The 23,080-nt window shown below is 55.9% G+C and carries 23 protein-coding genes; 12 read left to right on the forward strand and 11 right to left on the reverse strand.

The window, feature by feature from the left end:
* Positions 1-127 precede the first annotated feature (127 nt).
* On the forward strand, positions 128-1,114 hold the full coding sequence (gene galE / locus ET33_RS24835) for a UDP-glucose 4-epimerase GalE (protein ID WP_036688293.1): 987 nt from the start codon (positions 128-130) through the stop codon (positions 1,112-1,114).
* A 57-nt stretch (positions 1,115-1,171) separates the two neighbouring features.
* The gene (locus tag ET33_RS24840; RefSeq protein WP_036688296.1) at positions 1,172-2,764 is read left to right on the forward strand and encodes a UDP-glucose--hexose-1-phosphate uridylyltransferase; all 1,593 of its coding nucleotides are present in this window, start codon (positions 1,172-1,174) and stop codon (positions 2,762-2,764) included.
* 336 nt (positions 2,765-3,100) lie between these two features.
* On the opposite strand, the gene ET33_RS24845 is transcribed toward ET33_RS24840, so the two are convergent.
* The 3 genes from ET33_RS24845 to ET33_RS24855 form a co-directional block, all read right to left on the reverse strand.
* Positions 3,101-6,016 (reverse strand): ATP-binding protein, encoded by a 2,916-nt coding sequence (locus ET33_RS24845; RefSeq protein ID WP_036688300.1) that lies wholly within the window; start codon positions 6,014-6,016, stop codon positions 3,101-3,103.
* A 293-nt stretch (positions 6,017-6,309) separates the two neighbouring features.
* Positions 6,310-9,339 carry a DEAD/DEAH box helicase gene (locus tag ET33_RS24850; RefSeq protein ID WP_081890477.1) on the reverse strand — a complete coding sequence of 1,010 codons (3,030 nt, stop codon included), beginning with the start codon at positions 9,337-9,339 and terminating at the stop codon, positions 6,310-6,312.
* The gene (locus ET33_RS24855; protein ID WP_036688307.1) at positions 9,327-10,928 is read right to left on the reverse strand and encodes an SWIM zinc finger family protein; all 1,602 of its coding nucleotides are present in this window, start codon (positions 10,926-10,928) and stop codon (positions 9,327-9,329) included. The genes ET33_RS24850 and ET33_RS24855 overlap by 13 nt, the downstream gene beginning before the upstream one ends.
* Positions 10,929-11,097: 169 nt before the next feature.
* On the opposite strand from ET33_RS24855, the gene ET33_RS24860 reads away from it, so the two are divergent.
* On the forward strand, positions 11,098-11,511 hold the full coding sequence (locus ET33_RS24860) for a hypothetical protein (protein WP_235206807.1): 414 nt from the start codon (positions 11,098-11,100) through the stop codon (positions 11,509-11,511).
* A 15-nt stretch (positions 11,512-11,526) separates the two neighbouring features.
* Positions 11,527-11,838 (forward strand): 4a-hydroxytetrahydrobiopterin dehydratase, encoded by a 312-nt coding sequence (locus ET33_RS24865; RefSeq protein ID WP_036688311.1) that lies wholly within the window; start codon positions 11,527-11,529, stop codon positions 11,836-11,838.
* An 8-nt stretch (positions 11,839-11,846) separates the two neighbouring features.
* Here ET33_RS24865 and ET33_RS24870 read toward each other — a convergent pair whose 3' ends face one another.
* Genes ET33_RS24870 through ET33_RS24880 form a run of 3 tightly spaced genes read right to left on the reverse strand, consistent with a single transcriptional unit; the run spans position 11,847 to position 13,414 of the window.
* Positions 11,847-12,404: a nucleotidyltransferase family protein gene (locus ET33_RS24870; protein WP_051775577.1), complete on the reverse strand. Its 558-nt coding sequence runs from the start codon at positions 12,402-12,404 to the stop codon at positions 11,847-11,849.
* 16 nt (positions 12,405-12,420) lie between these two features.
* Complete coding sequence (locus ET33_RS24875) at positions 12,421-12,906, reverse strand: DinB family protein (RefSeq protein WP_036688315.1); 486 nt, start codon at positions 12,904-12,906, stop codon at positions 12,421-12,423.
* Positions 12,896-13,414 (reverse strand): GNAT family N-acetyltransferase, encoded by a 519-nt coding sequence (locus ET33_RS24880; protein WP_036688320.1) that lies wholly within the window; start codon positions 13,412-13,414, stop codon positions 12,896-12,898. The genes ET33_RS24875 and ET33_RS24880 overlap by 11 nt, the downstream gene beginning before the upstream one ends.
* A 105-nt stretch (positions 13,415-13,519) precedes the next feature.
* On the opposite strand from ET33_RS24880, the gene ET33_RS24885 reads away from it, so the two are divergent.
* The 6 genes from ET33_RS24885 (at position 13,520) to ET33_RS24905 (ending at position 17,113) form a co-directional block, all read left to right on the forward strand.
* Positions 13,520-14,356 (forward strand): sulfurtransferase, encoded by an 837-nt coding sequence (locus ET33_RS24885; RefSeq protein ID WP_036688323.1) that lies wholly within the window; start codon positions 13,520-13,522, stop codon positions 14,354-14,356.
* Between the two features lie 252 nt (positions 14,357-14,608).
* Positions 14,609-14,845, forward strand: coding sequence for an S-layer homology domain-containing protein (locus ET33_RS24890; RefSeq protein ID WP_051775578.1), 237 nt, complete (start codon positions 14,609-14,611; stop codon positions 14,843-14,845).
* On the forward strand, positions 14,794-15,054 hold the full coding sequence (locus tag ET33_RS37730; protein ID WP_081890479.1) for an S-layer homology domain-containing protein: 261 nt from the start codon (positions 14,794-14,796) through the stop codon (positions 15,052-15,054). The genes ET33_RS24890 and ET33_RS37730 overlap by 52 nt, the downstream gene beginning before the upstream one ends.
* 400 nt (positions 15,055-15,454) lie before the next feature.
* Positions 15,455-16,045: a short chain dehydrogenase gene (locus ET33_RS24895; protein WP_036688327.1), complete on the forward strand. Its 591-nt coding sequence runs from the start codon at positions 15,455-15,457 to the stop codon at positions 16,043-16,045.
* Between the two features lie 24 nt (positions 16,046-16,069).
* A complete protein-coding gene (locus tag ET33_RS24900; RefSeq protein WP_036688331.1) occupies positions 16,070-16,504 on the forward strand; it encodes a MarR family winged helix-turn-helix transcriptional regulator in 435 nt (144 codons plus the stop codon).
* 21 nt (positions 16,505-16,525) lie between these two features.
* On the forward strand, positions 16,526-17,113 hold the full coding sequence (locus ET33_RS24905) for an NAD(P)H-dependent oxidoreductase (protein ID WP_036688335.1): 588 nt from the start codon (positions 16,526-16,528) through the stop codon (positions 17,111-17,113).
* Between the two features lie 169 nt (positions 17,114-17,282).
* Here the strand turns inward: ET33_RS24905 and ET33_RS40670 are convergent, their stop codons facing one another.
* Positions 17,283-17,555: a serine hydrolase gene (locus ET33_RS40670; RefSeq protein WP_036688338.1), complete on the reverse strand. Its 273-nt coding sequence runs from the start codon at positions 17,553-17,555 to the stop codon at positions 17,283-17,285.
* An 85-nt stretch (positions 17,556-17,640) separates the two neighbouring features.
* Between ET33_RS40670 and ET33_RS24915 the strand changes: the two genes are divergently transcribed.
* Together ET33_RS24915 and ET33_RS24920 are read left to right on the forward strand one after the other, a co-directional pair.
* Positions 17,641-19,224 carry a sigma-70 family RNA polymerase sigma factor gene (locus ET33_RS24915; protein ID WP_036688342.1) on the forward strand — a complete coding sequence of 528 codons (1,584 nt, stop codon included), beginning with the start codon at positions 17,641-17,643 and terminating at the stop codon, positions 19,222-19,224.
* A gap of 132 nt (positions 19,225-19,356) precedes the next feature.
* Positions 19,357-19,803, forward strand: coding sequence for an OsmC family protein (locus ET33_RS24920; RefSeq protein WP_036688346.1), 447 nt, complete (start codon positions 19,357-19,359; stop codon positions 19,801-19,803).
* A 117-nt stretch (positions 19,804-19,920) separates the two neighbouring features.
* Here the strand turns inward: ET33_RS24920 and ET33_RS24925 are convergent, their stop codons facing one another.
* From ET33_RS24925 to ET33_RS24940, 4 genes are all read right to left on the reverse strand, one after another.
* Positions 19,921-20,790: an alpha/beta hydrolase gene (locus ET33_RS24925; protein WP_051775582.1), complete on the reverse strand. Its 870-nt coding sequence runs from the start codon at positions 20,788-20,790 to the stop codon at positions 19,921-19,923.
* Between the two features lie 211 nt (positions 20,791-21,001).
* Positions 21,002-21,643 carry a GNAT family N-acetyltransferase gene (locus ET33_RS24930; protein ID WP_051775579.1) on the reverse strand — a complete coding sequence of 214 codons (642 nt, stop codon included), beginning with the start codon at positions 21,641-21,643 and terminating at the stop codon, positions 21,002-21,004.
* A gap of 3 nt (positions 21,644-21,646) precedes the next feature.
* Entirely contained in the window at positions 21,647-22,201 is a 555-nt protein-coding gene (locus ET33_RS24935; protein WP_036688355.1) for a hypothetical protein, read from the reverse strand.
* A gap of 68 nt (positions 22,202-22,269) precedes the next feature.
* Positions 22,270-22,884 (reverse strand): TetR/AcrR family transcriptional regulator, encoded by a 615-nt coding sequence (locus ET33_RS24940; RefSeq protein ID WP_036688358.1) that lies wholly within the window; start codon positions 22,882-22,884, stop codon positions 22,270-22,272.
* Positions 22,885-23,080 lie beyond the last annotated feature (196 nt).

The following is a 23,080-nucleotide window of genomic DNA, read 5'->3' on the forward strand; positions in this document are numbered from 1 at the left end:
ACGGAGGGAACGGAATCGTTCTGGAGAAGCTTCAGCGATCGGAAGAACGATCCGTTCGCGCAGTTGCGGTATTCGGAACGGACCGAACCCATAAATACATTTGATTGGCGGAAGGAGAGGCTTGACTATGGCTATTATGGTAACCGGAGGCGCGGGCTACATCGGCTCGCATACGGTAGCGGAGCTGCTGGCAAAAGGCGAAGAGGTGGTTGTCGTCGACAACTTGCAGCAGGGACACCGGGAGGCGGTGCTCGGCGGCAAGCTGTACGTCGGGGACATTCGCGATGCGGACTTTTTAGACACGGTATTCCGCGAAAACGACATCGACGCAGTCATTCATTTTGCAGCGAGCTCGCTCGTCGGCGAAAGTATGCAGCTGCCCGGCAAATATTATCATAACAACGTTTACGGGACGCTCTGCCTGCTGGAGAAGATGAACGAATACGGCGTCAAAAAAATCGTGTTCTCGTCCACGGCGGCGACGTACGGCGAGCCCGAGAACGTTCCGATTCTGGAAACGGACCGGACGCTGCCGACGAACGCATACGGCGAAACGAAGCTCGCCATGGAGAAGATGATGCGTTGGTTCGATACCGCGCACGGCATCAAATACGTCTCGCTGCGCTATTTCAACGCGGCCGGTGCGCACGAAAGCGGCCGGATCGGCGAAGACCATTCGCCGGAGACCCATCTGGTGCCGATCATTCTGCAGGTAGCGCTTGGCAAGCGCGCGCATATCTCGATTTTCGGCGACGACTATGCGACGCCGGACGGCACGTGCATCCGCGACTACATCCATGTAACCGATCTGGCAGACGCGCACATCTTGGCGGTGGAAAAGCTTCGCGCCGGCGGGGATAGCAGCGTGTACAATCTCGGCAACGGCAAAGGCTTCTCCGTCAAAGAAGTGATCGACATCGCTCGCGAAGTGACGGGACATGCGATTCCGGCGGTCGTCGAAGCTCGCAGAGCCGGAGACCCGGCGGTGCTTGTCGCCTCCTCGGAGCGTGGCAGAACAGAGCTTGGCTGGCAGCCGAAGCGGGACAGCCTGCAGCAAATCATCGCCTCCGCATGGGCTTGGCATCAAGCGAATCCGGACGGCTACGGCAAGTAAAATCACGGGTGCAGGCGTTCGGGCCGAAGGCCGGCCGATCCGAAGGAGTGGAGAACAATGGAACAGAGACAGAAAAATACGGCTTTCGGCTCCCCCGACCGGAAGGCGGCCTACCGGATCGAACGGCTGCTTCAGTTCGGTCTGAAGCGCGGACTGCTGGAGCCGCTGGATGTGTATGCGGCCCGCAACGGGCTGCTCGATCTGCTGCGAATCGGCGAGCCGTACGAGGGCGAGCTGACCGAGCCGATGGCGGACAGCGCAGTGGAGCTGCTGGAGCCGCTGCTTGATTACGCGGCCGAGTCGGGCCTGCTCGAAGAGAACAACATGACGGTGCGCGATCTGCTGGATGCCCGTTTGATGGGGCAGCTCATGCCTCGGGCATCCGAGCTTGTGCAACGGTTCTGGATGACCGCGAAGTCTACAGACATCGAAGCGGCGACGGACGCCTTTTACAACCTGTGCATCGATTCGAACTATATCCGGATGGACCGGATCAATAAAAACATGTATTGGCTTGCGCCGACGGAATATGGCGATATAGAAATTACTGTAAACCTGTCGAAGCCGGAGAAAGACCCGAAAGAAATTGCGATGCTCCGAAATGCGCCGCAAAGCCATTACCCCAAATGCCTGCTGTGCATCGAAAACGTGGGCTACGCCGGCAGACTCAATCATCCTGCGCGGCAGAACCTGCGGGTCATTCCGGTTGAACTGGCCGGGGAAACGTGGTACTTTCAATATTCGCCTTACGTGTATTACAACGAGCACAGCATCATTTTCGATCGGGAGCACCGGCCGATGAAGACGTCGAAGGAGACGTTCGTGCGTCTGCTTGATTTCACGGAGCGCTTCCCGCATTATTTCATCGGCTCAAATGCCGACTTGCCGATTGTCGGCGGCTCGATCCTGAACCACGATCATTTTCAAGGCGGACGGCACAAGTTTCCGATGGAAAAGGCGGTCGTCGAAGAAAGCTTCAGTCATCCGGATTATGCCGGTGTGAAGATCGGTATCGTCAAATGGCCGATGTCGGTCATCCGCCTCTCCACGCCTAACCGCGATCAGTTGTTGAAGCTTGCCACGGCGATTCTGGACGCGTGGAAGTCTTACAGCGACCCGTCGCAAGATATCTTCGCGTTTACGGAGCAGGGGGGCGTCCAGGTGCCGCACAATACGATCACCCCCATTGCCCGCAATAATGCGAGCGGGGAATATGAGCTTGATCTGGTGCTGCGCAACAACCGGACCAGCGAGGAGCATCCCGACGGCATTTTTCACCCGCACAAGGAGCTTCACCACATCAAGAAAGAGAACATCGGCTTGATTGAGGTGATGGGGCTCGCCGTGCTGCCGGGTCGTCTTAAGGACGAGCTGGAGCTGGCATCCAGACTGCTGACCGGGGAAGAGAAGCTGGATGGGAAGATTACGCGCGATCCGTCGCATCCGCTGCACAAGCACGCCAAATGGCTGGAGGAGCTTATTGCCCGTTACGGTACGGCTATGCCGGAAGAGGACGCGAGGCAAGCGCTGCAAACGGAGACGGGCCGCAAGTTCGCGGACGTGCTGCGCGACGCTGGCGTGTACAAGCGCAGCGAGCAGGGAATGGAACGGTTCCGGGCGTTTTTGCGGCATCTCGGCGTGCAGGCTTAATGCGGGAACAAGGAACAGTTGTCGGGCAATTTTTTCGGTTCATTCCAGCATTGAGTAATTTAATTTTGCCCTTATTTGCTATAGAGGAACTAGGGTGATTTAAGTTTGTCGAAAAATGTTTGCTTCCCTCAAAATCGGGCCATTAGCGCACTATAGGTTCGTTATTTGTAGAGGAACGTGAATTTTGGACGAGATAAGGCAGGATTAGTTCCGCTAACATTCCCCAAGACAAGCTGGACCACTACAGCTTAATCTAAAAAGACCCCCATCCGGGCACCGTGTTGACGGAGCGCCGAGTGGGGGTCTTGCCACTTCTTCATCGAATTGGGGCTGGGGCTATCCCGCTCGGGAGCCTTCGTCGCCGGAAGGCCGGCGCGTTTTCGGTTCGATCTCGATCAGATCGGGCTTCCGGGTGATCTCTTCGACCTCAATGCCGTTTTTGGCGAGCGTGTTAGTCAAGAAATTTTCATCCTGTGCCGGGAAAATGTACGACGGATGCCGATCGGTGTTGCTTAGCAACTGCTCGGCCACCAGCAGCAGCTTATCCATCGAGAACGGCTTGCGCAAAAACTTCTCGATATCTTTCTCGTGATAATCCTGCGGCGGCTCCAGAGCCGTGGATACGATAACCGGGGTCCGGTAAAACTTCGGATGGCGATACAACTCGCCGATGAAATCCCAGCCGTTCTTCGTTCCCTCCAAATGAATGTCCACGATACACAGTCTCGGACCGCCCTCTTCGATCCGATGCATGGCCAGAATGCCTTCCTCGGCTGAGCGCACATGCATCGTCGGGATATGCAGCTTGGCGAGCGCCACTTGAATCAGCTTCGCCAAATTATCGTCGTCCTCCAAAATCATGATGCTGTTGTCCGCCGTACCGACTCGGTAAGCTTGGAGCGTCACGGTGAAGGTCGAGCCCGCACCCATCTCCGATTCGAACGCGACTGCCCCTTCGTGGCCTTCGACGATTTCACGCACGATGGACAGCCCAAGGCCTGTTCCGCCGATCTGCCTGCGGTCGGAATTGTCGACTCGGTAAAATTTGGAAAATAACTTATCCTTGGCTTCCTCCGGGATGCCGAGGCCGTAATCCTGAACAAGGAATTGCACGGCTTGGCCATCCTGCCGGAGCGTCAGATCGACGCGGTCCGCCTGAGGCGAATATTTGATCGCGTTGCTGAGCAGGTTGTGCGCGACCTGCTTCAGCCGGTCCGCATCGCCGCGCACCCACACTTCATGCTGCGGCAGATGCAGCGAGAGGTCGTGGCTTTGCTTGCCCCGCCACTGGTCGACCACCTCCTGCAGCAATCCTCCCAGCTCCACCGGGGCAAAATGATAAATTTGCTTGCCGGATTCCATCCGCTGCAGATCCAAAAAGTCGTTGATCAGCGTCGAAAGCCGGGTCGCCTCTTTATAGACGGTTTGCAGGTAACGCTGCTGCTTCTCCGGCGTAAGCTGGCGGTTGAGCAAAATCTCGATAAAACCGAGGACGCTCGCAAGCGGCGTCCGCAGCTCGTGCGAGACGATGCTGATGAATTCGTTTTTCATTTCGTCGACTTTCTCTTCCTCGGTCCGGTCGCGGAACACGAACAGGAAGCCGAGCTCCTCGTCGTGACGTTCGACCATCACTCGGATGGCGTACAGCTCCACATATCTTTGTTGCTCCTCCCCGTCGGTGAAGGAGAAGCGTTCCGTCAGCTTGTTCAAGTCGCCGTGCAGCAGACCGCGAATCGATTGGGAAACGCGGGCGAAGCTCGGCGAGCTATCGAGCAGCTCCTGACTGATCTCGGTGATCGATTCGCCGGTGCGTCCGCTAAGCCGAAGGAAATCGTTCATGCGATGATTGAAAAACATCAGCTTTCCTGATGCATCGCACATCATCATGCCCTCGTGAGTCGATTCGAGGATGTTGTTGATCAGGTCGCGCTGCTCCTCCATCGCCGCCTTCTCCTGTTGAAGCTGCTCGTAGAGCGCCTCCAGACGGGCGGATTGACGGCGGCGCTCCTCGTTCATCTGCTGCGCCAGGAAGGCAAGTCCGAACTGGCGGATGAGGCCTTTGGCCAGCCTCGTTTTTTGCTCGTCCGGCGAAGTTAGATAGCCGGTCAGCAGCAGGAAGCCGGTTGCTTCGTGCTCATCGTTGAACATCGGATAATAGCGGTCTACCGCGTGGGTGATGCCTTGATGGAAGCCGCCTTCCTGCGTGGTGGCTTGACGCACGGATTCCAGCGGCATTTTCTCCTTCAGAACGCGCCGTGCGGTGCCGAACAGCTCGCTTTCCAGCATCGTGGGCAGCGTCGACGGATAGCCAATGGAATAAGCGATCTGATAAGACGCTTCCGCCCCGCCGTCATCCGGCGTTTTCAAGACAAGCAAAGCCGCGTTAAGATGCAGCGATTCCAGCAGCGCCGGGAGGGCAGCGTTCAAAAAGTCGGCCATGTCCGTCGAGCCGGTCAGCTTTTCCTGATAGCTGCTGATGGTCTCCAGCTCCAGCTCGCGCTGAGACAGCTTCTCCAGCGTCGCTTCCTGCTCCTCCTGCTGGGCAACGATCTCTTCGTTCTGCACCTCCAAGCTTTCCGCCATGAACCGGTACGTTTCTTCACTTTTGCGCAGCTTGGCTTCCGCCTGATTGGCCCGGTTGAAAATGAAGAACGAGAACAGGCCGACGACAATGGCGATCCCGCCTCCGATGAAAACGATAACGCGCGCCCGTTTCTCTGCGGTTTGTGCCGATGTATACGCTTCCGTTGCAATGAACTCGATCTCGGCGGTCAGCTTCGTATGAATTTGGCGAAAGCGGTCCATCTGGTTTTTGCCCATGGATACCCGCTTGATCGCGTCAGGCAGCTTCCCGTCGCGGATCAGCTCGATTTGGCTGGCATAATGCTCTTGCAGCCGCTGAATTTGCGGGATCGCGTCGCCTTCCATGACGCTGCGCAGGCCGGGGTATTTTTTCTGAAACGCAGCCATGGCGAGCAAGTCGTCCTGAAGCTGCGCTTTGCCGAAGTCGTAGGGCTCCAGGTATTTCTCATCTTGCGTTACTTCGTAGCCCCGCAGCCCGGATTCCATATTGACCAGATCGACCAGCAAGCTTTCGGACAAATTGTTTAGCGGAATCACTTCGTTAACGACGCTCTTCAGTTCCTCCTCCGTACTGGAGGATGCGATAAAGCTGGAGACGCTGATCATGACGAGCAGGGAAATCACGACGATCACGTAACCCAGTGAAATTTTCGATCGAGTCATGTTCATGGCAGAGCCACCTTTTCGGCATATAGACATTCTTTTTTTGTACGTTCCTAGTTCGACAAAAGCTGGGTAAATCCTCTACAGCGAACGGTGCTTTTTGAGCGGGAACGCGAAAAAAATACCGCTGCTTTGCCGGAAAAGAGCGGCTAATGACGGCATGAGTCGAAGGGTGTCAGGAAGCTTTGCATTCCTATTGTCTTTGGGGTCCTGAAGCGAAGAGAAAAAAAGGGAGCGGCTTGCCGCAGGTCTTCGTTTCCTGCCGGCGAGCCGTATTTTAGATGAAGCGGCGGAGCGGCTCAGGCGCGCTCCACCCATTCGCTGCGCAAGGAGAATAGATCTCTTAAGTCGTCCGTCGACAGCTCGGTGATCCACTGCTCGCCGGTGCCGACGATTTGCTGGCTCAGTCCGAGCTTCTTGTCGATCATCTCGTCGATGCGTTCCTCCAGCGTCCCCAGCGTGACGAATTTGTGCACCTGCACATGGCGCGTCTGGCCGATCCGGAAGGCACGGTCCGTCGCCTGGTTTTCCACCGCAGGATTCCACCAGCGGTCGAAATGGAACACGTGATTCGCCGCGGTCAGATTAAGTCCGGTGCCGCCGGCTTTGAGCGACAGCAGGAAAATGCCCGAATCGTCTTCCGCCGGCGGCACTTCGCCTTGGAACGTTTCGATCATGCGGTCCCGCTCCGCCTTGGAGCTGCCTCCGTGAAGAAAGGGCACCTTGCCTCCGAACTCTTCTTGCAGCACCCGCTGCAGCAAATGTCCGGTCTCCACGAATTGGGTGAAAATGAGGCACTTGTCGCCTTCCTGCCGCAGCTCCTGCACCATTTCCAGCAGCCGTTCGACCTTGTTCGACCGTTCGCGCCACGGCGGACGGACGGCATCCTTGGCGAGCAGCGCCGGATGGTTGCAGATCTGCTTTAGCTTCGTCAGCGCGGCGAGAATCATCCCGCGGCGCTCCATGGCCGACAGCTTGTCGATCCGCTCGAACATGTCTTGAATATAGTTCTCGTACAGCGTCGCCTGCTCGGCTGTGAGCGAGACGTATGTTTTGTACTCGTACTTTTCCGGCAGATCGAGCTGAATGGACGGGTCCTTCTTGACGCGCCGCAGCAGAAAGGGTCGGATCAGCCGCTGCACCTTGGCGATGAGCTCCTTGTCCTGCGTACGCTCGATGGCGCCGACGTACCGCTGGGTGAAATCGCGCAGCGTGCCGAGATAGCCCGGGTTGAGAAAATCGAAGATCGACCACAACTCGGTCAGCCGGTTCTCGATCGGGGTCCCGGTCAGGGCGATCCGGTGCCGTCCGGCAAGCTTGCGGATCGATTGCGCCTGCTTCGTGTAGGCGTTCTTAATGTTCTGCGCTTCGTCGAGGCAGATCGATTCCCACGAAACGGAGCCTAGCTCCGCTTCGTCCAGATGCGACAGCGTGTACGTCGTCAGCACGAGGTCGCTTTCGCTGCAGCTCTCGGCGAAGCCGTTTCCTTTGGCCCGTGCCGGCCCGTAATGCAGATGCACGCGCAGGTCCGGCGCGAAGCGCTGCAGTTCCTTCTGCCAGTTGCCCAGCACGGACGTCGGGCAGATCAGCAGGGAAGGGGCGGTTTCGCCCGTCTGCGGCGTGGCGGCCGCTTGGGGATCGGCGGCCAGCCGCTGCTCCTGGAGATGCAGCAAATACGTGATCATCTGGATCGTCTTGCCGAGCCCCATGTCGTCGGCCAGACAGCCGCCGAGGCCGCATTCGCGCAAGAACACGAGCCACGAGATGCCTTCCACCTGATACGGCCGCAGCTTGCCGCGGAAGCTGTCCGGCGGCTCCAGCAGCGGAGGGCGCTTCGCGTGGTTGAGCAGATCGACAAGCTCTTGAAGCTGCTCGTCAAGCTCGACTTCCATGTTGATCGTACGGTGGAAGTCTTTGTCCTCTTCGCCTTCGCTGGAGCCGAGGAGATGAAGCTCCAGCACGTCCCGGAACGACAGCCCCTGCTTCTTCTCCACCTGATGCATGACGCGCTGGAGCTGGGCGAGATGAACCGGATCGAGCTGCACCCATTGCCCGCGGATCTGCACGAGCCGGCGGTTCTGCTCCAGCAGCTCGCGAAATTCGGCTTCGGTCAGCTCGACGTCGCCCAGCGCGATTTTCCAATCGAACTGCATGAGCTGATTCAGACCGAACATCGACTGCGGGCCGGAGCCGACCGATGATTTGATCTTCGCTTTGAGGCGCGGACGCCATCTGCGGATGCGTTCCCACCATGCGGGCAGGATGACCGAATAGCCCGCTTCCATCAGGCGCAGGCTGCCTTTGGCCAGCAGCTCCCACGCCTCGTCCGGCGTCAGCGTGCTGCGCAGCCCGGCTTCGCCCTCGGCCAGCCACGGCAGCATGCGCCGCCATTTTGCCGCATCTCGCGCTGCGCGGCCGAGATGCGCGCGCCACTCGGCGGGGAGCGCCTCAGCTGCTGCGGCCGCCAAGGCCTCGCTATCCGCGGGCGCTTCCGCTTGCGGTTCAGGCGGCGCTATGCCGCCTGCCGCCTCGCTCGCGGCCTCGTCCGTGGCCGTCCCGCCGGACTCCGGCTCCGCCGCGGCCCAACCGGCGACGGCGGACGGGGCCACCTCGCGCTGCACGTCCTTGTCGCTGCGGTCCTGCAGCACGACGCGAAGCGGCCAAGCGCCGCCGGACTCCGCCGGCTCTTCGAGCTTCAGGCACGTGCGGAACGGCGTGCCGTCGGACTGCCAGCCGATGGAGATGAGCCAGTCCTCCTCGTCCATCCACAGCTCGGCCGCTTGCCCACCCCCGCGTCCAAGCAGCGGAAACGAGCGCTCCAGCTGCTCCAGACTCTGGCGCATGACGCCGTCCTCCTGAATCCACGCCGGGATGAGCAGGTCCAGCCAATGCTGCGCAACCGGCGAGGCGGACCAGGCCGCTGCCGACTCGGGCAGCTGCAGCTTCCAGCCGAGCTCTCCGGCCTTCCACTTCGCGAAATCCGGCATGAAGCGGCCGTGCGTCAGCGCTTCCTTGACATGGGGCGCAAGCTGCGTCAGCTCCTTCAGCTCGTGGCCGAAGGCGAGCCGTTGATGCCGAACGACGCCCGGCGCCGCAAAATAGTCAAGCGCTTCCAGCACAGGCAGCAGCAATCCTTCGACGTTTTGCGACTCGACGACTTCGATGAACGTTCCGTAGAAAGAAGGCTCGTGCCAAGCGAACAGCCAGTCCCGCAAATCATAAGCGTCGCAGACGCCACCGTTATAGCGGGCGCCCCACAGGAAGAAGCCGCCCTGCGGCGCCCAACGCACATGGACGTGGGTGAGGCCCGTATCGGTCATGGAATCCATTTTCCTTTCCTCAGCTCTTCCTGCAGCGCGCGCAGGCGCGAATATTTCATCGCCAGCCGGTAAATGAAATCTTCCCAGTCGTTCGACCGGTTCACTTTTTTGTATAGGGTGTGCAGCTTTTTCAGCAAACGCACGGCGTTTTTGTAGGCCGTCCGGTTTTTCTCCGCGATGCAACGCTCTACCGCCTGGTGAAACAGAGGCAGCATCAGCGACGGGTCGTGCTTTTCGACTGCTTGCAAATCCAGCGAGTACAAATCCAGCGGCGAGACGCGATTCGAGAGCTGCAAATCGATCCAAGCCTTGTAGCGCTGCGCCTTCATCAAGTAAGCCGTATAGAAATGGTATGTCCGCGGCAGAAGCGCGATCATAACCGACACCCACTCGCCGTCGTCGGTCTGCTGCTGCACCGCTTCCATCCAATATTGGCAAAACTGCCGTAGCTCCTCCTGCTGAGCCCGCTGCACGACCGGCAATAGCCAGCGCAGCCAAGCCAGCATCCGGTCCCACGCTTTTTCTTCGTAGCAGCGGTGCAGATAGAGGAAGTAGTCCCGCGCTTCCCGCTTGGACAGCGCTTCGAGCTTCTGCCGCGCCGCGTCGTCGTCGCCTTCGATCACGTCAAAATGCGCCTCCGCCAGCAGCAGCGCATCCCGCCGCCTCGGCATCAGATCGGGCGATTCCAGCATGAGCCGCAGCCGGGCGCGTTCCTCCGCCACCCAAGCGGGGTAGCTTGTCATCCGCCACCAGACGCTGCGGTAGACGGTAGACCACGACAAAGGCGATTCCTTCCCTGACAGCGCTGCTTCCGCCAGCAGACCGAGCGTCTCCTTCCAGGGAGCCGAAGCTTTTTCCGCCAGCAGGGCGACATCGAGCCGGGGCACAAGCCGCAGCAGCTCCTCCAGACATTGACGGCCGACCGTTCGGCAGCCCGTTTCGATATAGTAAGAAAGGTAAGACGTTTTCGTCTCCTGATAAAATTGTTCGATTTTCCGCATCACGAAGAACAGCACATGAAGCGAGTACAGCCCCCGCAGCGGCTGCTCCCAGCCTTCGCCGTAGGGCAGCAGCTTTTCCTTGACCGCACTGTAGAACAGCTCGATCGACTGCTGCTGGTTAAGGGAAAAGCCGTAAAACTGCTGGTCGAAAAACTTCTGCCACTGGGCCGGCGTCTGATCCGGAGCCGGAGGCTCGAACCGGTCCTGCCGCTTCTCCGCGGCCTTGGAGACCGCCGTCTGCTTGGCCTGCTGCCGCGAACGCACGGCGATCGCCTGCTTGAGGTGCTGCAGCAGCAGCTCAGGACGGCCGAACGGCGCGTACAGAGCGAAAGCGACTGCGGCCATATGCTTGCAGTTGTCCCCGTCCGGGCAGCTGCATTCGCTTTTGCCGAACTGGTCCAGATCGAGAATCACTTCGTAGCGCTTCGTACCGCGCACCAAAGCATGTACTTCCACGCCATGCTTCAGCTCCAGCTCCGCCACTTGTCCCTTGTGGTAATAAGCCCATCCGCGCTCAAGCCTGGCCGGGTCGAAAGTGTCGCGCAGATGCCCGATCAGTTCATTTATTCGATTTTTCGGAATCTGCAGCTTCAGCATGTTTCGCCCACCGCCCTTTTTGTCTATCCTTATAGTGTACCAGATTTTGCATCGAAATGCGTGCCGGATCAAGGCCGAAATGCGACTTTTTTTCCTCGTATACGGCTTTATTGCTGCGGTTGCGGGCGGTCCGGTTTCCGAGTACAATGAGTCAAAAGGATTGCCAAACATGATTGCCGTTGCCGTCCGCCCGGCCGCGAGCCGCCGTCTCTTCGGAGAGCATGAATATACGGACAAGGGCGAATCAGATACGCGGAAACGATGGTGGCAATGGGAAAGGCGGAGAATGATGGGCATTAAATTCGGCAGGGAATACCGAGATATTATCTACGATTTCACGAATGCGCTGCAAGAAATCGAACGGTGCCACGAATTTCTGGAAATGTCGGCCGAGGACTGGGGCGAATTGAACGAAGGCGAGCGGAAGGAGTGCATCAAGACGCTGGCCGACGACTTGTTCTACGGGCTCGGAACGGAAGTGCAGATGAGCGTCGGCGACTGCACCGTTACGCACGACCCGAAGCGGCATGTCATCCGCATTGATCAAGGGGAAGCGCTAACAAGGGTCATACACTTGGTATAAGAGGGGCGGCAGGGTATGGGGAGCAAGCTGATGGCGGAAGAAGTGAAGGCGAGGCTGTCCGGTCTTGAGGGCTGGACGGTGGAAGAGGGGAAGTGGCTGGTGAAAAAATACCGCTTCCCCGCCTTCACAGGCAGTATCGCGTTTGTGAACCGGATCGCTGACATCGCAGAGGCCATGAACCATCACCCGATGATCGCCATCGATTATCGGATGGTGACGCTCCGTCTGACATCGTGGAATGCGGGCGGGTTGACGGAGCTCGATTTCGCGAGCGTCGCCCGGTATGACGAGGCTTACGCTGGAAGCGCAGACGAGCGCACGCCGTAGCGCTTACTTTAGCCTCCCGCCTCTGCGATGGCTGCAAGCACGCGTGCGCGTACTTCGGCCGGCAGCGGCTGCCGCAAGGCGGCCTCCAGCAGGTCCCGCCGAACGCCCTGCCGCTTCAAGCAGGCTTCGATGAGGTCGACTTTACCGCCTCGTCCGGGCATAAGCATGTACAGCACGAACCAATCTTCCAGCGGCGTCAGCGGGACGGAGACGCCCTCCAGCGGCTCGACCCGTGTGTTTGCGTCCATGCGCCAGTCCAACCGGTATTCGCCTTCCGCATGCCGGATGCTGAGCAAGCCCATGACATCGACTTCCGTACCGAGTATGGTGTAATGGGTGAAGTATTTGGTGCAGAACGGTTCCTTCGGCTGCAGCACCTCGTACGTTCCGAGCCGGCTTAGCAGCTCATGCGTCCGCAGCGCATCGTGCTCCGCGACGAGCAGATCGATGTCGTTGGGGCGGTCGATGAGCCCGTGGAACCAGAGCATGGACGATCCTCCAAGCCCCCACTCAATAGCGTTTCGGTTCAGAATGTCTGCGATCCGGACCAGCGCTTCTTTTTTCATTCGATGATCTCCGATCTTAGCTCGATTGATTCAAAAATTCGCGAATTTGCTTCATATGATGCCGGTCATGCCAGACGAAATCCGGGATGTACTCCGAGATGACGAACGGCTTGCCATCCAAGTCCGGAAACGAACGGCGGAACTCCGTGTCGGGCAACCCTTCCAGTGTATCCGCAAGCCGGCTGCGCCATAATACGAGCTCCTCCACAAGCTTGCCGCCGGATTGATCCCGCCCATACTGCGCCGCCCTGGCGTTAAACACGTCAAAATCCAGATGCTTCAGTGTCAGCGGCTTGCCTTCCGCGATTTTGCCGACCGCCGATTCATAGAAATACTGGTCCCACAGCAGCAGATGCCCGGCCACTTCTTTCATCGTCCACTTGCCTGGCGCCATAGGCTTGTCCCATGTCCGCTCGTCCACGCTGTTAATTTCCTCCGCAAAAGCGAGCAGCCCGCGAAACTCGGCAAGCAGCTCGGCCTTCGGTCGTACGTCATTCCCCATTGTCTTCTCCTCCTTCGTTAATCGTGCCTGTCCATACCATGCAGTGAAACTCGCCGGACCCTTCCGGCGTCGGGCGTTCATACGTATCCGTGATGACAAAGCCTGCCCGCTCGTAGGTCCGGATGGCCCGCTGATTCCACGTCAACACTTCCAGATCGATTTCGTTGCCCGGTGAGCTGCGCTTGGCCTCGCAGACGATGGCGTGAACAAACGCCGTGCCGCTACCCTTGCCGCATAAGTCCGGCTGCAGTTCGAGCCCGAGGCGCGTGACGCCGACCATCGGGAAAAACTGCGCAAAGCCGCACAGCTCCCCGGATTCGTCGAGCACAGACCGGTACTGCGCCGCGCGGATGTGCGGGTCGCCGAATTCCTCGCCGCGCGTCACCATCCACTCCCACGGGTCCCAATGGTACAAATCGTAGGGAGGCGGATACTTCCATGTACAGATGTCGCGTCCGTGATCTTCCTGCATCGGAACGAGACGGAAGCTTTTCGTTTCGTTTTGCATCGTTCCTCCTGTTTTTTACGCCGACGATTGCGCTTCCGCCGGGCATTTTTCCGTTGTATACTGATAACTATACCGTATTTCATCCCATCTAAGGAAGTGATTGGTTTGAAGCATATTATAAGCCAACCGTGGCTCTTCGAACATGGTACGGACGATCACATCGTCATCGCGGACTGCCGGTTCACGCTGGGGAAGTCGGAATCGGGGAAGCAAGGCTACGACATCGATCACATTCCCGGCGCGGTGTATTTTGACCTGGAACAAGACCTGTCGGGCCCGATCACGGAACACGGCGGTCGCCATCCGCTCCCTGACGTGCAGGAGCTTGCGGCGAAGCTGGGGCAAGCGGGCATCCATGCCGGCTCCACCGTCGTCGCTTACGACGATCAGGGCGGAGCGATGGCTTCGCGCTTGTGGTGGCTGCTCACCTATCTTGGTCATGAGAAGGTATATCTTTTGGATGGAGGCTACAGCAAGTGGAAGGAAGCGGGCTACCCTGTCACCGACGAGTCGCCGCTGCTGCGCGAGGCCGTATTTACGCCCCGCGTGCGCGAAGACTTGGCTGTCAGCGTCGAGCAGGTCAAGGAACGGCTGGGCAAGCCCGGCGTGACTTTGATCGATTCCCGCGAAGCGAAGCGCTATCTCGGCATCGAGGAGCCGATCGACAAGGTAGCCGGACATATTCCCGGCGCGAAGTCATATTTTTGGAAGGACGCCTCGGACGAGACCGGTGCTTGGAAGAGCGAAGCTGCGCTGGTCGAGCGTTTCGACGGGCTTCGTCAGGCGGAGGAGATCATCGTTTACTGCGGCTCCGGCGTTACGGCCTGCCCGAATGTGATCGCGCTGAGCGAGGCGGGGCTGAACAATGTGAAGCTGTACCCCGGAAGCTGGAGCGATTGGATTTCGTACGAGGGGAATCCGATCGCGACGGGGGAAGAGTAAGAACCGAGAGGCCGCGTCGGACGCGGGTTGGGGGGCTGTGACAGGTTGCCAATGGGCAGGCTGTTGCGGCCCTCTTTGGGCTTTTCTGTCAACAGCTTGCAAACGAGAATTCGCTGAAAGTAGTTGCAGAAGCCCCGGAACCAGCCACAGTCCGGCAGTCTGGTACTTATTGATCGTGTGCTTTGCCTCCATCCGTACCTGGAAACCATTAATTTACTCTCTGAGGGCAGCAGTCTACTGGCTGAATGAGCATTGGTCCAAACAGGGGCAATCAACGGATACCCTGATCTGACTTTTAAACCGAATAACTCGATTACAAGAGCTGAGTTTGTCTCCATCCTGGTAAAGGCTCTCAAGCTGAAAGCGTCGGAAAGCCGCGCCTTCGACGATACAACCGGCCAATGGGCTAAAGATTCGATCGGGGGGGGGCCGCAGCTTTGGGAATTATCGCCGGTTTTGAAGACCATAACTTCCGTCCGAACGATCTGATCACTCGTGAGCAAATGGCGGTGATCGTAGTCCGTGCGTTGGGGCTGAATGCTTCGAGTAAATCTGTCAGCTTTTTGGACTCTTCGGCGGTTTCCAGTTGGGCAATTGAAGGTATAGCCACTGCAGCCGAAAACGGGCTAATTAACGGTTATGAGGATGGTATAAAAAAACAATACCACTCGTGCAGAGGCTGCTGCGGTTATTCTTAAAGCGATGACCCTAAGAGACGACATATGAAAGTTCGGTAACACATCGCAACAGAGGTAATGACGGCGCTCTCTTTATTTCCAGATAAGCTCCGACTTCTGCAAGCTAAACCGTACCACAAGTAAGGGAGATAGTGTTGGGGCCGAATCCGGCGTTTTGCCCGCTGCCCATGCAATCCCAAATGGAATGACCGCCGTTCCATCCCTGCATCATTCGCAGCATGGCTAACAGCTTGTTCTGGGGAAGCGCCGCTTGTTCATGATATTACAATATAATTACGCAGCGTGAGGTTCAAGACGATCGCGGAGCGCATCGACAGCGTGCATAGTTGATATTGACAATTATAATCAAATGTATATTATATATGTATGTACATACATATATCATGAAGGGGTAGTTTTCATGAAAAAACGTATTCTTGTGATCGGTGGAACGGGAATAATCGGCTCGGCGGTTGCCGAAGTCCTCGAAGTGAAACATGAAGTCATAAGAGCGTCGAGGAAGGGAACTGTGCATGTGGACTTGGACGATGCCAATACGATCCATAAGTTGTTCGGCAGTATAGGCAAACTCGATGCGATCGTTTGCACCGCGCAAAGCGGGAAATTGACACCATGGCATTCAGATCATTGGGAGGCTGATTTTTCCTTTGGCTTGAAGAAGTTGATCGGGCAAATCATGATGCTTAGACGCGCAATCACCAACCTGAATGATGACGGATCCGTTACACTGACAAGCGGAGCTTTCAAAACGCCTTCCCCCGGCAGTTCGGTAGGTCATCTCGTTAATGTGGGACTTGAAGGGTTTGTACGTCATGCAGCAATTGAAATGCCGAGGGGCATCCGTTTAAATATTGTTAGCCCGGGTTGGGTTAGGGAATCCTTAATCCGGTTAGGTATGGATCCAACAAAAGGGACGTTGGCAAGTGAAGTCGCTCGTTCCTATGTGGAGGCGATTGAAGGCTCTGCAAATGGACAAATCCTCATACCTTAATCACAGAAAAGGCGGGTGCTACCGTTGCTCGATAACTATTTTAAAGGCTGCTTATACTTTTCTGCGAACCGCCTTAGCCGACTCATAACGAAAATGGCTGAAGAAGAGTTCTCGCCGACCGGTTTGTCCCCAACTTATGCGTTCATTCTTATGGCTGTCTATGAAAAAGAAGGAATCTCGCAAAAAGAGCTTGCCGAAATCGTCCATCTCCACCAATCTACGATTACTCGTCTTATCGAGAAGCTAGTCGGCAAAGGCTTCTTGACGAACCAGACGAGCGGCAGAACGTCCCTGTTTTTTTCAACTGACAAAGGCAAGCAGCTGCAAGATATAATCGAAACTTGTTGGGGAAATCTGCACAAACGCTACGCCGAGATTCTGGGACAGGAAAAAGGGGATGCATTAACTCTAGAATTGTATGAGACCAGTGATCTTCTTGAAGACCATTTGAAATCGTGAAGCATACAAGGAGGTTGTTTTATGAAAATTCTTGTTATAGTAGCACACCCGAATCTGGATAAATCGATAATCAATAATCGTTGGAAAATGGAACTGGAGACGATTCAAAGCGTCACCGTACATGATCTTTATGAAAAGTATCGGAATCATCCGATTAACGTGCCGTTTGAACAGCAGCTTTTGTCCGAGCATGAACGAATCGTGTTTCAATTTCCATTTTATTGGTACAACTGTCCGCCTTTATTAAAAGTCTGGATGGAAGAAGTACTAACCTATGGATGGGCTTACGGTCCCGGAGGTAACGCATTGCTCGGAAAAGAATTCATGTTGGCCATTTCAGTTGGAGGGCCGCAGCATTCGTATCGAGCAGGAGGCTATAATCACTATACGATCAGTGAGTTGACCAGACCTTTCCAGGCGACTGCCAATGCGATAGGGATGGTATTTCTTCCGCATTTTATACAGTATGGCTCTGTCGGAGTAGATCCTGATAACGCTAATAAGAGCGTCAGAAAATATGTTGATCATCTCATGAAGGAAACTTTGAATCCGCGAAAACAACTGGCCACTCAACTTTCACGTATGGATGATCAAGGTATCGTTCTGTAAAGCCCTTCCGGAGCAATCACTATATACAAAGACTGCCGAGGCTACCGATTGAGTGCTCGTGTCCTATACACATACTCTAAATCAGAAAAAAAGTCCGTCGCCCCGATGGAGACGACGGACCGTAAAACGTATATGTGCACTACTAAGTACGTCTACGAACTATACAACATTACAATCCAAGTACCTCGCGAATCATCTCCGCAACAAGATGATCGGGTGACCTTTCACCACGTCTGCTTTTCATCCGATTACACAGTACCGCTACAGCAAGCTCGCTCGAAGGATCAGCATATCCAATCATGCCCCCTAGGCCTGAATAGCCAAAGGCCTGCGGATTGCCCCCCGTAGCATCGCCGTCGCGGCCCAGCGTATAGCCAAGCCCCAACCGATTGGGTGCGAGCCCAACTTCATCGACACCTTCCCGGCTTATTTTCGTTATCATACAACTTGCGAAGCTTTTGTAACCTCGGTGCCCTCCTTCGGCACCTTATACTAGAGACGGCAATGAAAGGGGGCGAAACTCACAAATGCTGCACTGGGTGGAACGGGCAAAACATGGAGACCGGGAAGCTTTTGACCTTATCGTCCGGCGTTTCGAAGCGATGGCTTATGCGGTTGCGTACGAGAGGCTGCGTGACTCCCATTTGGCGGAGGATGCCGTGCAGGAAGCGTTTGCGGAAGCTTTTATCCATTTGCGCAAGCTGAAGGAAACGGAAGCTTTTCCCGGATGGTTCAAAACGATCGTGATTCGTCAATGTCACCGTCTGGTGCGGAAGAAGCGGCATCCAACGGTGCCGTTCGATCAATTGGCACAAACGATCGGGGGACAGCCAAGCGTACCGGAGATTGTCGAAAAAAGAGAATTGCAGCAGCAGCTACATGATTCCATAGCCGCTTTATCGTCCAGCTTGCGCGTCGCGGTCCAACTGTTTTATTTTCAGGGCTACTCTCTGCAAGAGATTTCCGCGTATTTAGGAACATCGGTTCCGGTGTTGAAAAAGCGGCTGTTCGACGCCCGTGCGAAGCTGAAAGGAACACTCCCCGTAGCCGATTTCGTCTCCGTGTTTCATCAATTGTACGAAGGAGGAAAGCGAATGCTGCACATTGTCAATGGCGATGTCGTTGCGGAAAAGCTGCGGCAGGGCGTCGTCCAAGGCGACATTCTTGTCTGGAGAGAGGTGTACCCCGAAGGACCCGTATTTACCGACCCGGCCGAGGAGGCCAACCGATCGGTTCGGGCGCGCTATTTGGAGCGGGCGCTGGGAATTCCGAGTGCGGAATTTATACATATAAGCGAAGAGCAGGAGAAGGTACGCGCAGACTTTCACAACTACGAGGAAATCGTGCTGTGGTTCGAGCATGATTTGTTCGATCAGACGATGCTGTGCTGCTTGCTGCATTGGTTCGCGCAGCAGTCGTTAGGCGCAACGAAGCTTAGCTTGCTGTGTATCGGGGCCTTCCCGGGAATCGAGCTTTTCCGGGGATTGGGGCAGCTGTCCGTGAACCAAATGGCGACCTTGTCGGGCACCTGGCAATCGGTTGGCAGGGAACAGCTCGAACTGGGCGCCATCGTCTGGGAGGCTTACTGCGCCCCGGAACCGGGCAAGTTAGTTCGCCTGCTTGAAGCGGAGGATATCTCCGCGCTGCCCTATGTGCACGACGCCTTTCGGCTTCATTTATCGCGGTTTCCCTCCATCCGGAACGGACTTGGCATTGTAGAACAAACGACTTTGGAGATGGTCCGCGGCGGCATGACTTCTCCGTTGGACTTGTTCAGGCATATGGGACATAAGCTTCATGGGCTGGGCATGGGGGATCTTCAATACTGGTACCGCTTGGCTAAACTTGCGCAAGGTCCGCACCCGTTGCTGAAGCTCGAAGGTTTGAATGCTTTTCCCGGCTATAAGGACTCAGCGCTGTCATTTCGTCACGGTACAGTTGCATTAACGGAAGCAGGCGGAAGGGTGTTGGACGGGGAAGCGGATTGGATTGCTTTAAACGGCATCGACGAATGGTACGGCGGCGTACATCTGCAGGGACGGTCGATCCCTTGGCGCTGGAATGCGTCTCAAAATACGCTCGTTCCATGGACGGCCGCCGGCGGAAAGTAAGATTTACATACTCTAAATTCCCGATGTCATTGACAGAATACCAAAACCATCCTATAATACCCGAAATGCCCAGTTCATAAGGTGGTTTTGAGAAAAATCGGAATGCACTCGACAATCAAAGGAGAGTATACTATGGCCGCGGTTAAAACCTTCAAAGCGACAGCACATTTGCAAGAGGGCGTGAAAGTGAAGGCTAGTTCCCGACAGTTCGAGCTGACGATCGACGAGCCGAAAAGCTTGGGCGGGACGGATACCGGGATGAATCCGGTAGAAGTGCTGCTGGCTTCGCTAGGCGCTTGCCAATCGATCGTAGCCAGAGTCTATGCACCCAAGTTCGGGGTCAAACTCGACGATTTCCAAGTTGACGTGGAGGGTGATCTTGATCTCGACGGATTTTTCAACCGGTCGGAGGTTCGTCCGGGCTATTCCGAAATCCGCTATACGTTTCGAATTAAAACCGATTCGCCGAAGGACAAAGTAGAGGAATTTATCCGCTTCATCGAGAGCAAATGCCCGGTAGGAGATACGATCGCCAATCCGGTCAGTCTCAAATTAAACAGCATCGTTATCGAGAGCTAAGAGGAACAGGGACGTGGAATGTTAGAGCTGTAGCAGACTGCCGCCCGGCAGCTGCCGCAGCTCTTTTTGCGCTTTATTCCTGCATCTTTTCGGCTCCGGAGCGCTCAACCTACAAGATTACGGACGACCAGCCTCCAACTGCGGATTGCCTTCCGAAGCAAACCGCAGGGTGCGGCTGATCAACACTGGAAGCACCGAGACGTGCCCTTCGCCTTCGAACTCATGGAACTTCACGCGCACTCCGCGGCTCGCGAGGGCGGACAGCCGTTCCGCAAGCTCCTTCGCATTATCGTTCATATGGCTGTGATGATCTTTCTCGCGCTCCCCCACCGCAAGCAGCACTCCGACACTGCAGGGCTCCTTCTCCAAGCGGGAGGCGAACCGACGTTCTTCTTCCAGCAGGATTCTTTTGCCCCAATGAATGGAAGGACTTCCTGCGACATAAGTCTGGAACGTCCCCGGCCTTGTAAAAAGCGCATGCAGCGCGAAGAGACCGCCAAGCGAATGGCCGAAAATCGTTTGTCTGCCACGGTCGATGCTGAACTCGCGTTCGATCTCCGGCTTCAGGTCCTCTTCGATGAAATTCAAAAAAGCATCCGCTCCGCCCAGCTCCGGCCACTCCGTTCCGCGCGGACTTTGAGGCAGCTCCGCTGCGGGTACAGGCATCGTGAAATCGTAATAGCGGGCGTTCGAAAACGGCCCTTCCGTATCGTAGCCGATGCCGACGATCATGGCCGGAACGACTCCGGTCTTCTCGGGCCGCCTCGACTGCAATCGTATCGCCTCGGCCATCGTACCGAATACGGAATTTGCATCAAGCAAATAGATGACCGGATATCCCATAGGAGGCGGCTCAACGTCCGGCTTGGCGACGAAAATGCGATACTCGCGATTCTCGGCCCGCGAACGCATGATCCGCTGTTCGGTCCGAGGAAGGGTCACCAAGCCTTCGGCAGCAGTTTGTCCCTCGGTCGCGGATGATTCTATTGTTTGGTCGACCACCGTGTTCCTTCCTCTCTGATTCTACATTTCTGATCCAATCAAATTTCTGCAAAAGACGATCATGTCCCAAATTATAAAGCACGCCTCCGCTGCAGAGCCATGGACGATATCCGGAAATCCCTTAAGCCCTAATCCGAAAAAAACAGGGAACGCCGCCTGACTCTCTCGGTTGACCGGTACCTGCGCTTATTGACCCCTAGGGACGCGGTCTGAACATGCAGTAGATGGTAACGTCGCCCAATTTTTTTCGCTCTACGAGCCGATATCCGAACCGCTCATACAGGAGAACATTATCCTCGTTTTCCGTGTCTAATCCGATGCCCGCTGATGTCGGGTCCTGATCTACAAGCGCATGAATTTCGTTCAGCAGCAGCTTGCCCAGTCCTGTCCCTTGATGCTCGGGGTCCACACCCACAAATACCAAATAATGATGAGGGGCGGAAGGGCGGACGGATGTCGTGAGCCGCATATACTCATTGATCAAAGCAAACGAACGCGGCGGAACTTGACAGAGCAGCCCGATCGCCCGACAGACAAATCGCGCTTTTGCAAGGAATCCCGCATCCCTATAGCTTGTCGGAAGCTCCACGCATGCGGCGCCCTGCAGCATGCCTTGTTCTTGAACGCCGATCAGCATTTCCTGCAGCAGCAGGCTCTTATGAAATAAAAAGCTAAAAAAATGCCTGATATGGATGGATCGCTTTGCCCCCGGAAACAGTAGGCGGAACATCGGGTCATCGGAGAAGGCTTTCGGCAAAATGTCCATAGCTTGAGCGGCATGTCCGGTTCCCAAACGGATAATATCCCGGTTGCCGGTGGATTGGTCCCGATCCGTCATCTTCTAATTGTCCCTCCGCGCATAATGATCCACCGCGAAGCTGAACACGACTTTAAAGATATAGAACAACAGCATGACGAGAAGAAGCTTGGGGATAGAGCCGAACAACAGCAGCAGACCCGCAAACCCGGTGCAAACGAAAACCGCCGCAATCGTTCGTTGAGCCGGATGCCCTAGGAGGGCATTGACGATAAATGCCGACACGATCGTATAGCCCCAGACGAAAAGGCAAGGGATATAATCTTTCCCCAAGACGGCGGCGAGCAGAATGGGTTGAACATGAATGCCGATAAACACCAGACGCGCCACTGGATGAGCCTGGTAATGGCTGTTGGTCGATAGCGTGAAGTTGGCAATGACTCCGCCATGGATGTCCAGCGCCAAGAGCAGGATGGCAAGCAGCTGCCATAGGACAAGCCCGCTCCACTCGGAATACGTTAGAGCAAGGAGCGCCGCGCTCATGCCGACACCAAAGCCTAAGGTTAGCGCCAACTCCAAGACGGTCGATCTTTTGCCGAACACTTCGTGAAAAAAAGCCGGGATGTTTACAGGTTTCATGACAAATCCTCCTAAGATTTAAAATATGACCGTTCGAACGGTCAGTTTTATGCGAAACGAACCCCGACTTAAACCAGGGAGTCGTCTTCGGCTAAGTGTCGGCAGAGCATGCTAACTTGCAGCTGCCAAGCTTGTTCGTACAGCTGACCGTTCCCATTCAGCAAATAATGCAGGCCCATGCCGTCTATGAGCGAAAAAAGAAGCGCAGTCACGGAATCCAGCATTTTTTCGTCAAGGGGACGGGGAGCCAGCCGGTTAAGCTGATGTCGTAAGAGCTCGGTTATTTTGTCGGTACAGCTTAGGAGGGCTTCCCGATACTCCGAATTAAACATGCCCTCATGATAAAAGGAGAAAAAGGCTTTGAACGCTTTAAGATAAGGTTCGGGCACTCGGAATACGGACTGCCCGAGCTGATGAAGAAACTGTTCCAAGTCCTGATATTCCCGCGCCATCGGCTCAAGGAGCTCGTCGAACAAAATGTGAAGGACGCCGTGAAGGATTTCGTCGATGGATTTGAAATGGTGAAATATATTGCTTTTACTCACGCCTGTCAGCTGCGCGAGCTTGGCCGCCGATACCTCTCTGATGCCGTGCTCCGAAATGATGGCAATCGCAGCGTGTAAGATTCGTATCCGGGTTTGTTCGCCCTTTTCCATGCGCTTATCGTGTACTTTAGGGTCCATGCGAAGCTCCTTTCCGGATCATTATATAACTGACCAACCGGACAGTCAATATACTCCGTTATAACAAAACAATGGTCCAAAAGTGACGTAGGTTGGCAGGGGGACGAAAAAAATAGGTCTAAATTACCAGAAATTTTGACAAATTGTGTCGAAAATCACATTGAAATGCCCTGCTTTTACCAGATATCATATAATA

The organism is Paenibacillus tyrphae (assembly GCF_000722545.1).
Lineage (GTDB): Bacteria > Bacillota > Bacilli > Paenibacillales > NBRC-103111 > Paenibacillus_G > Paenibacillus_G tyrfis.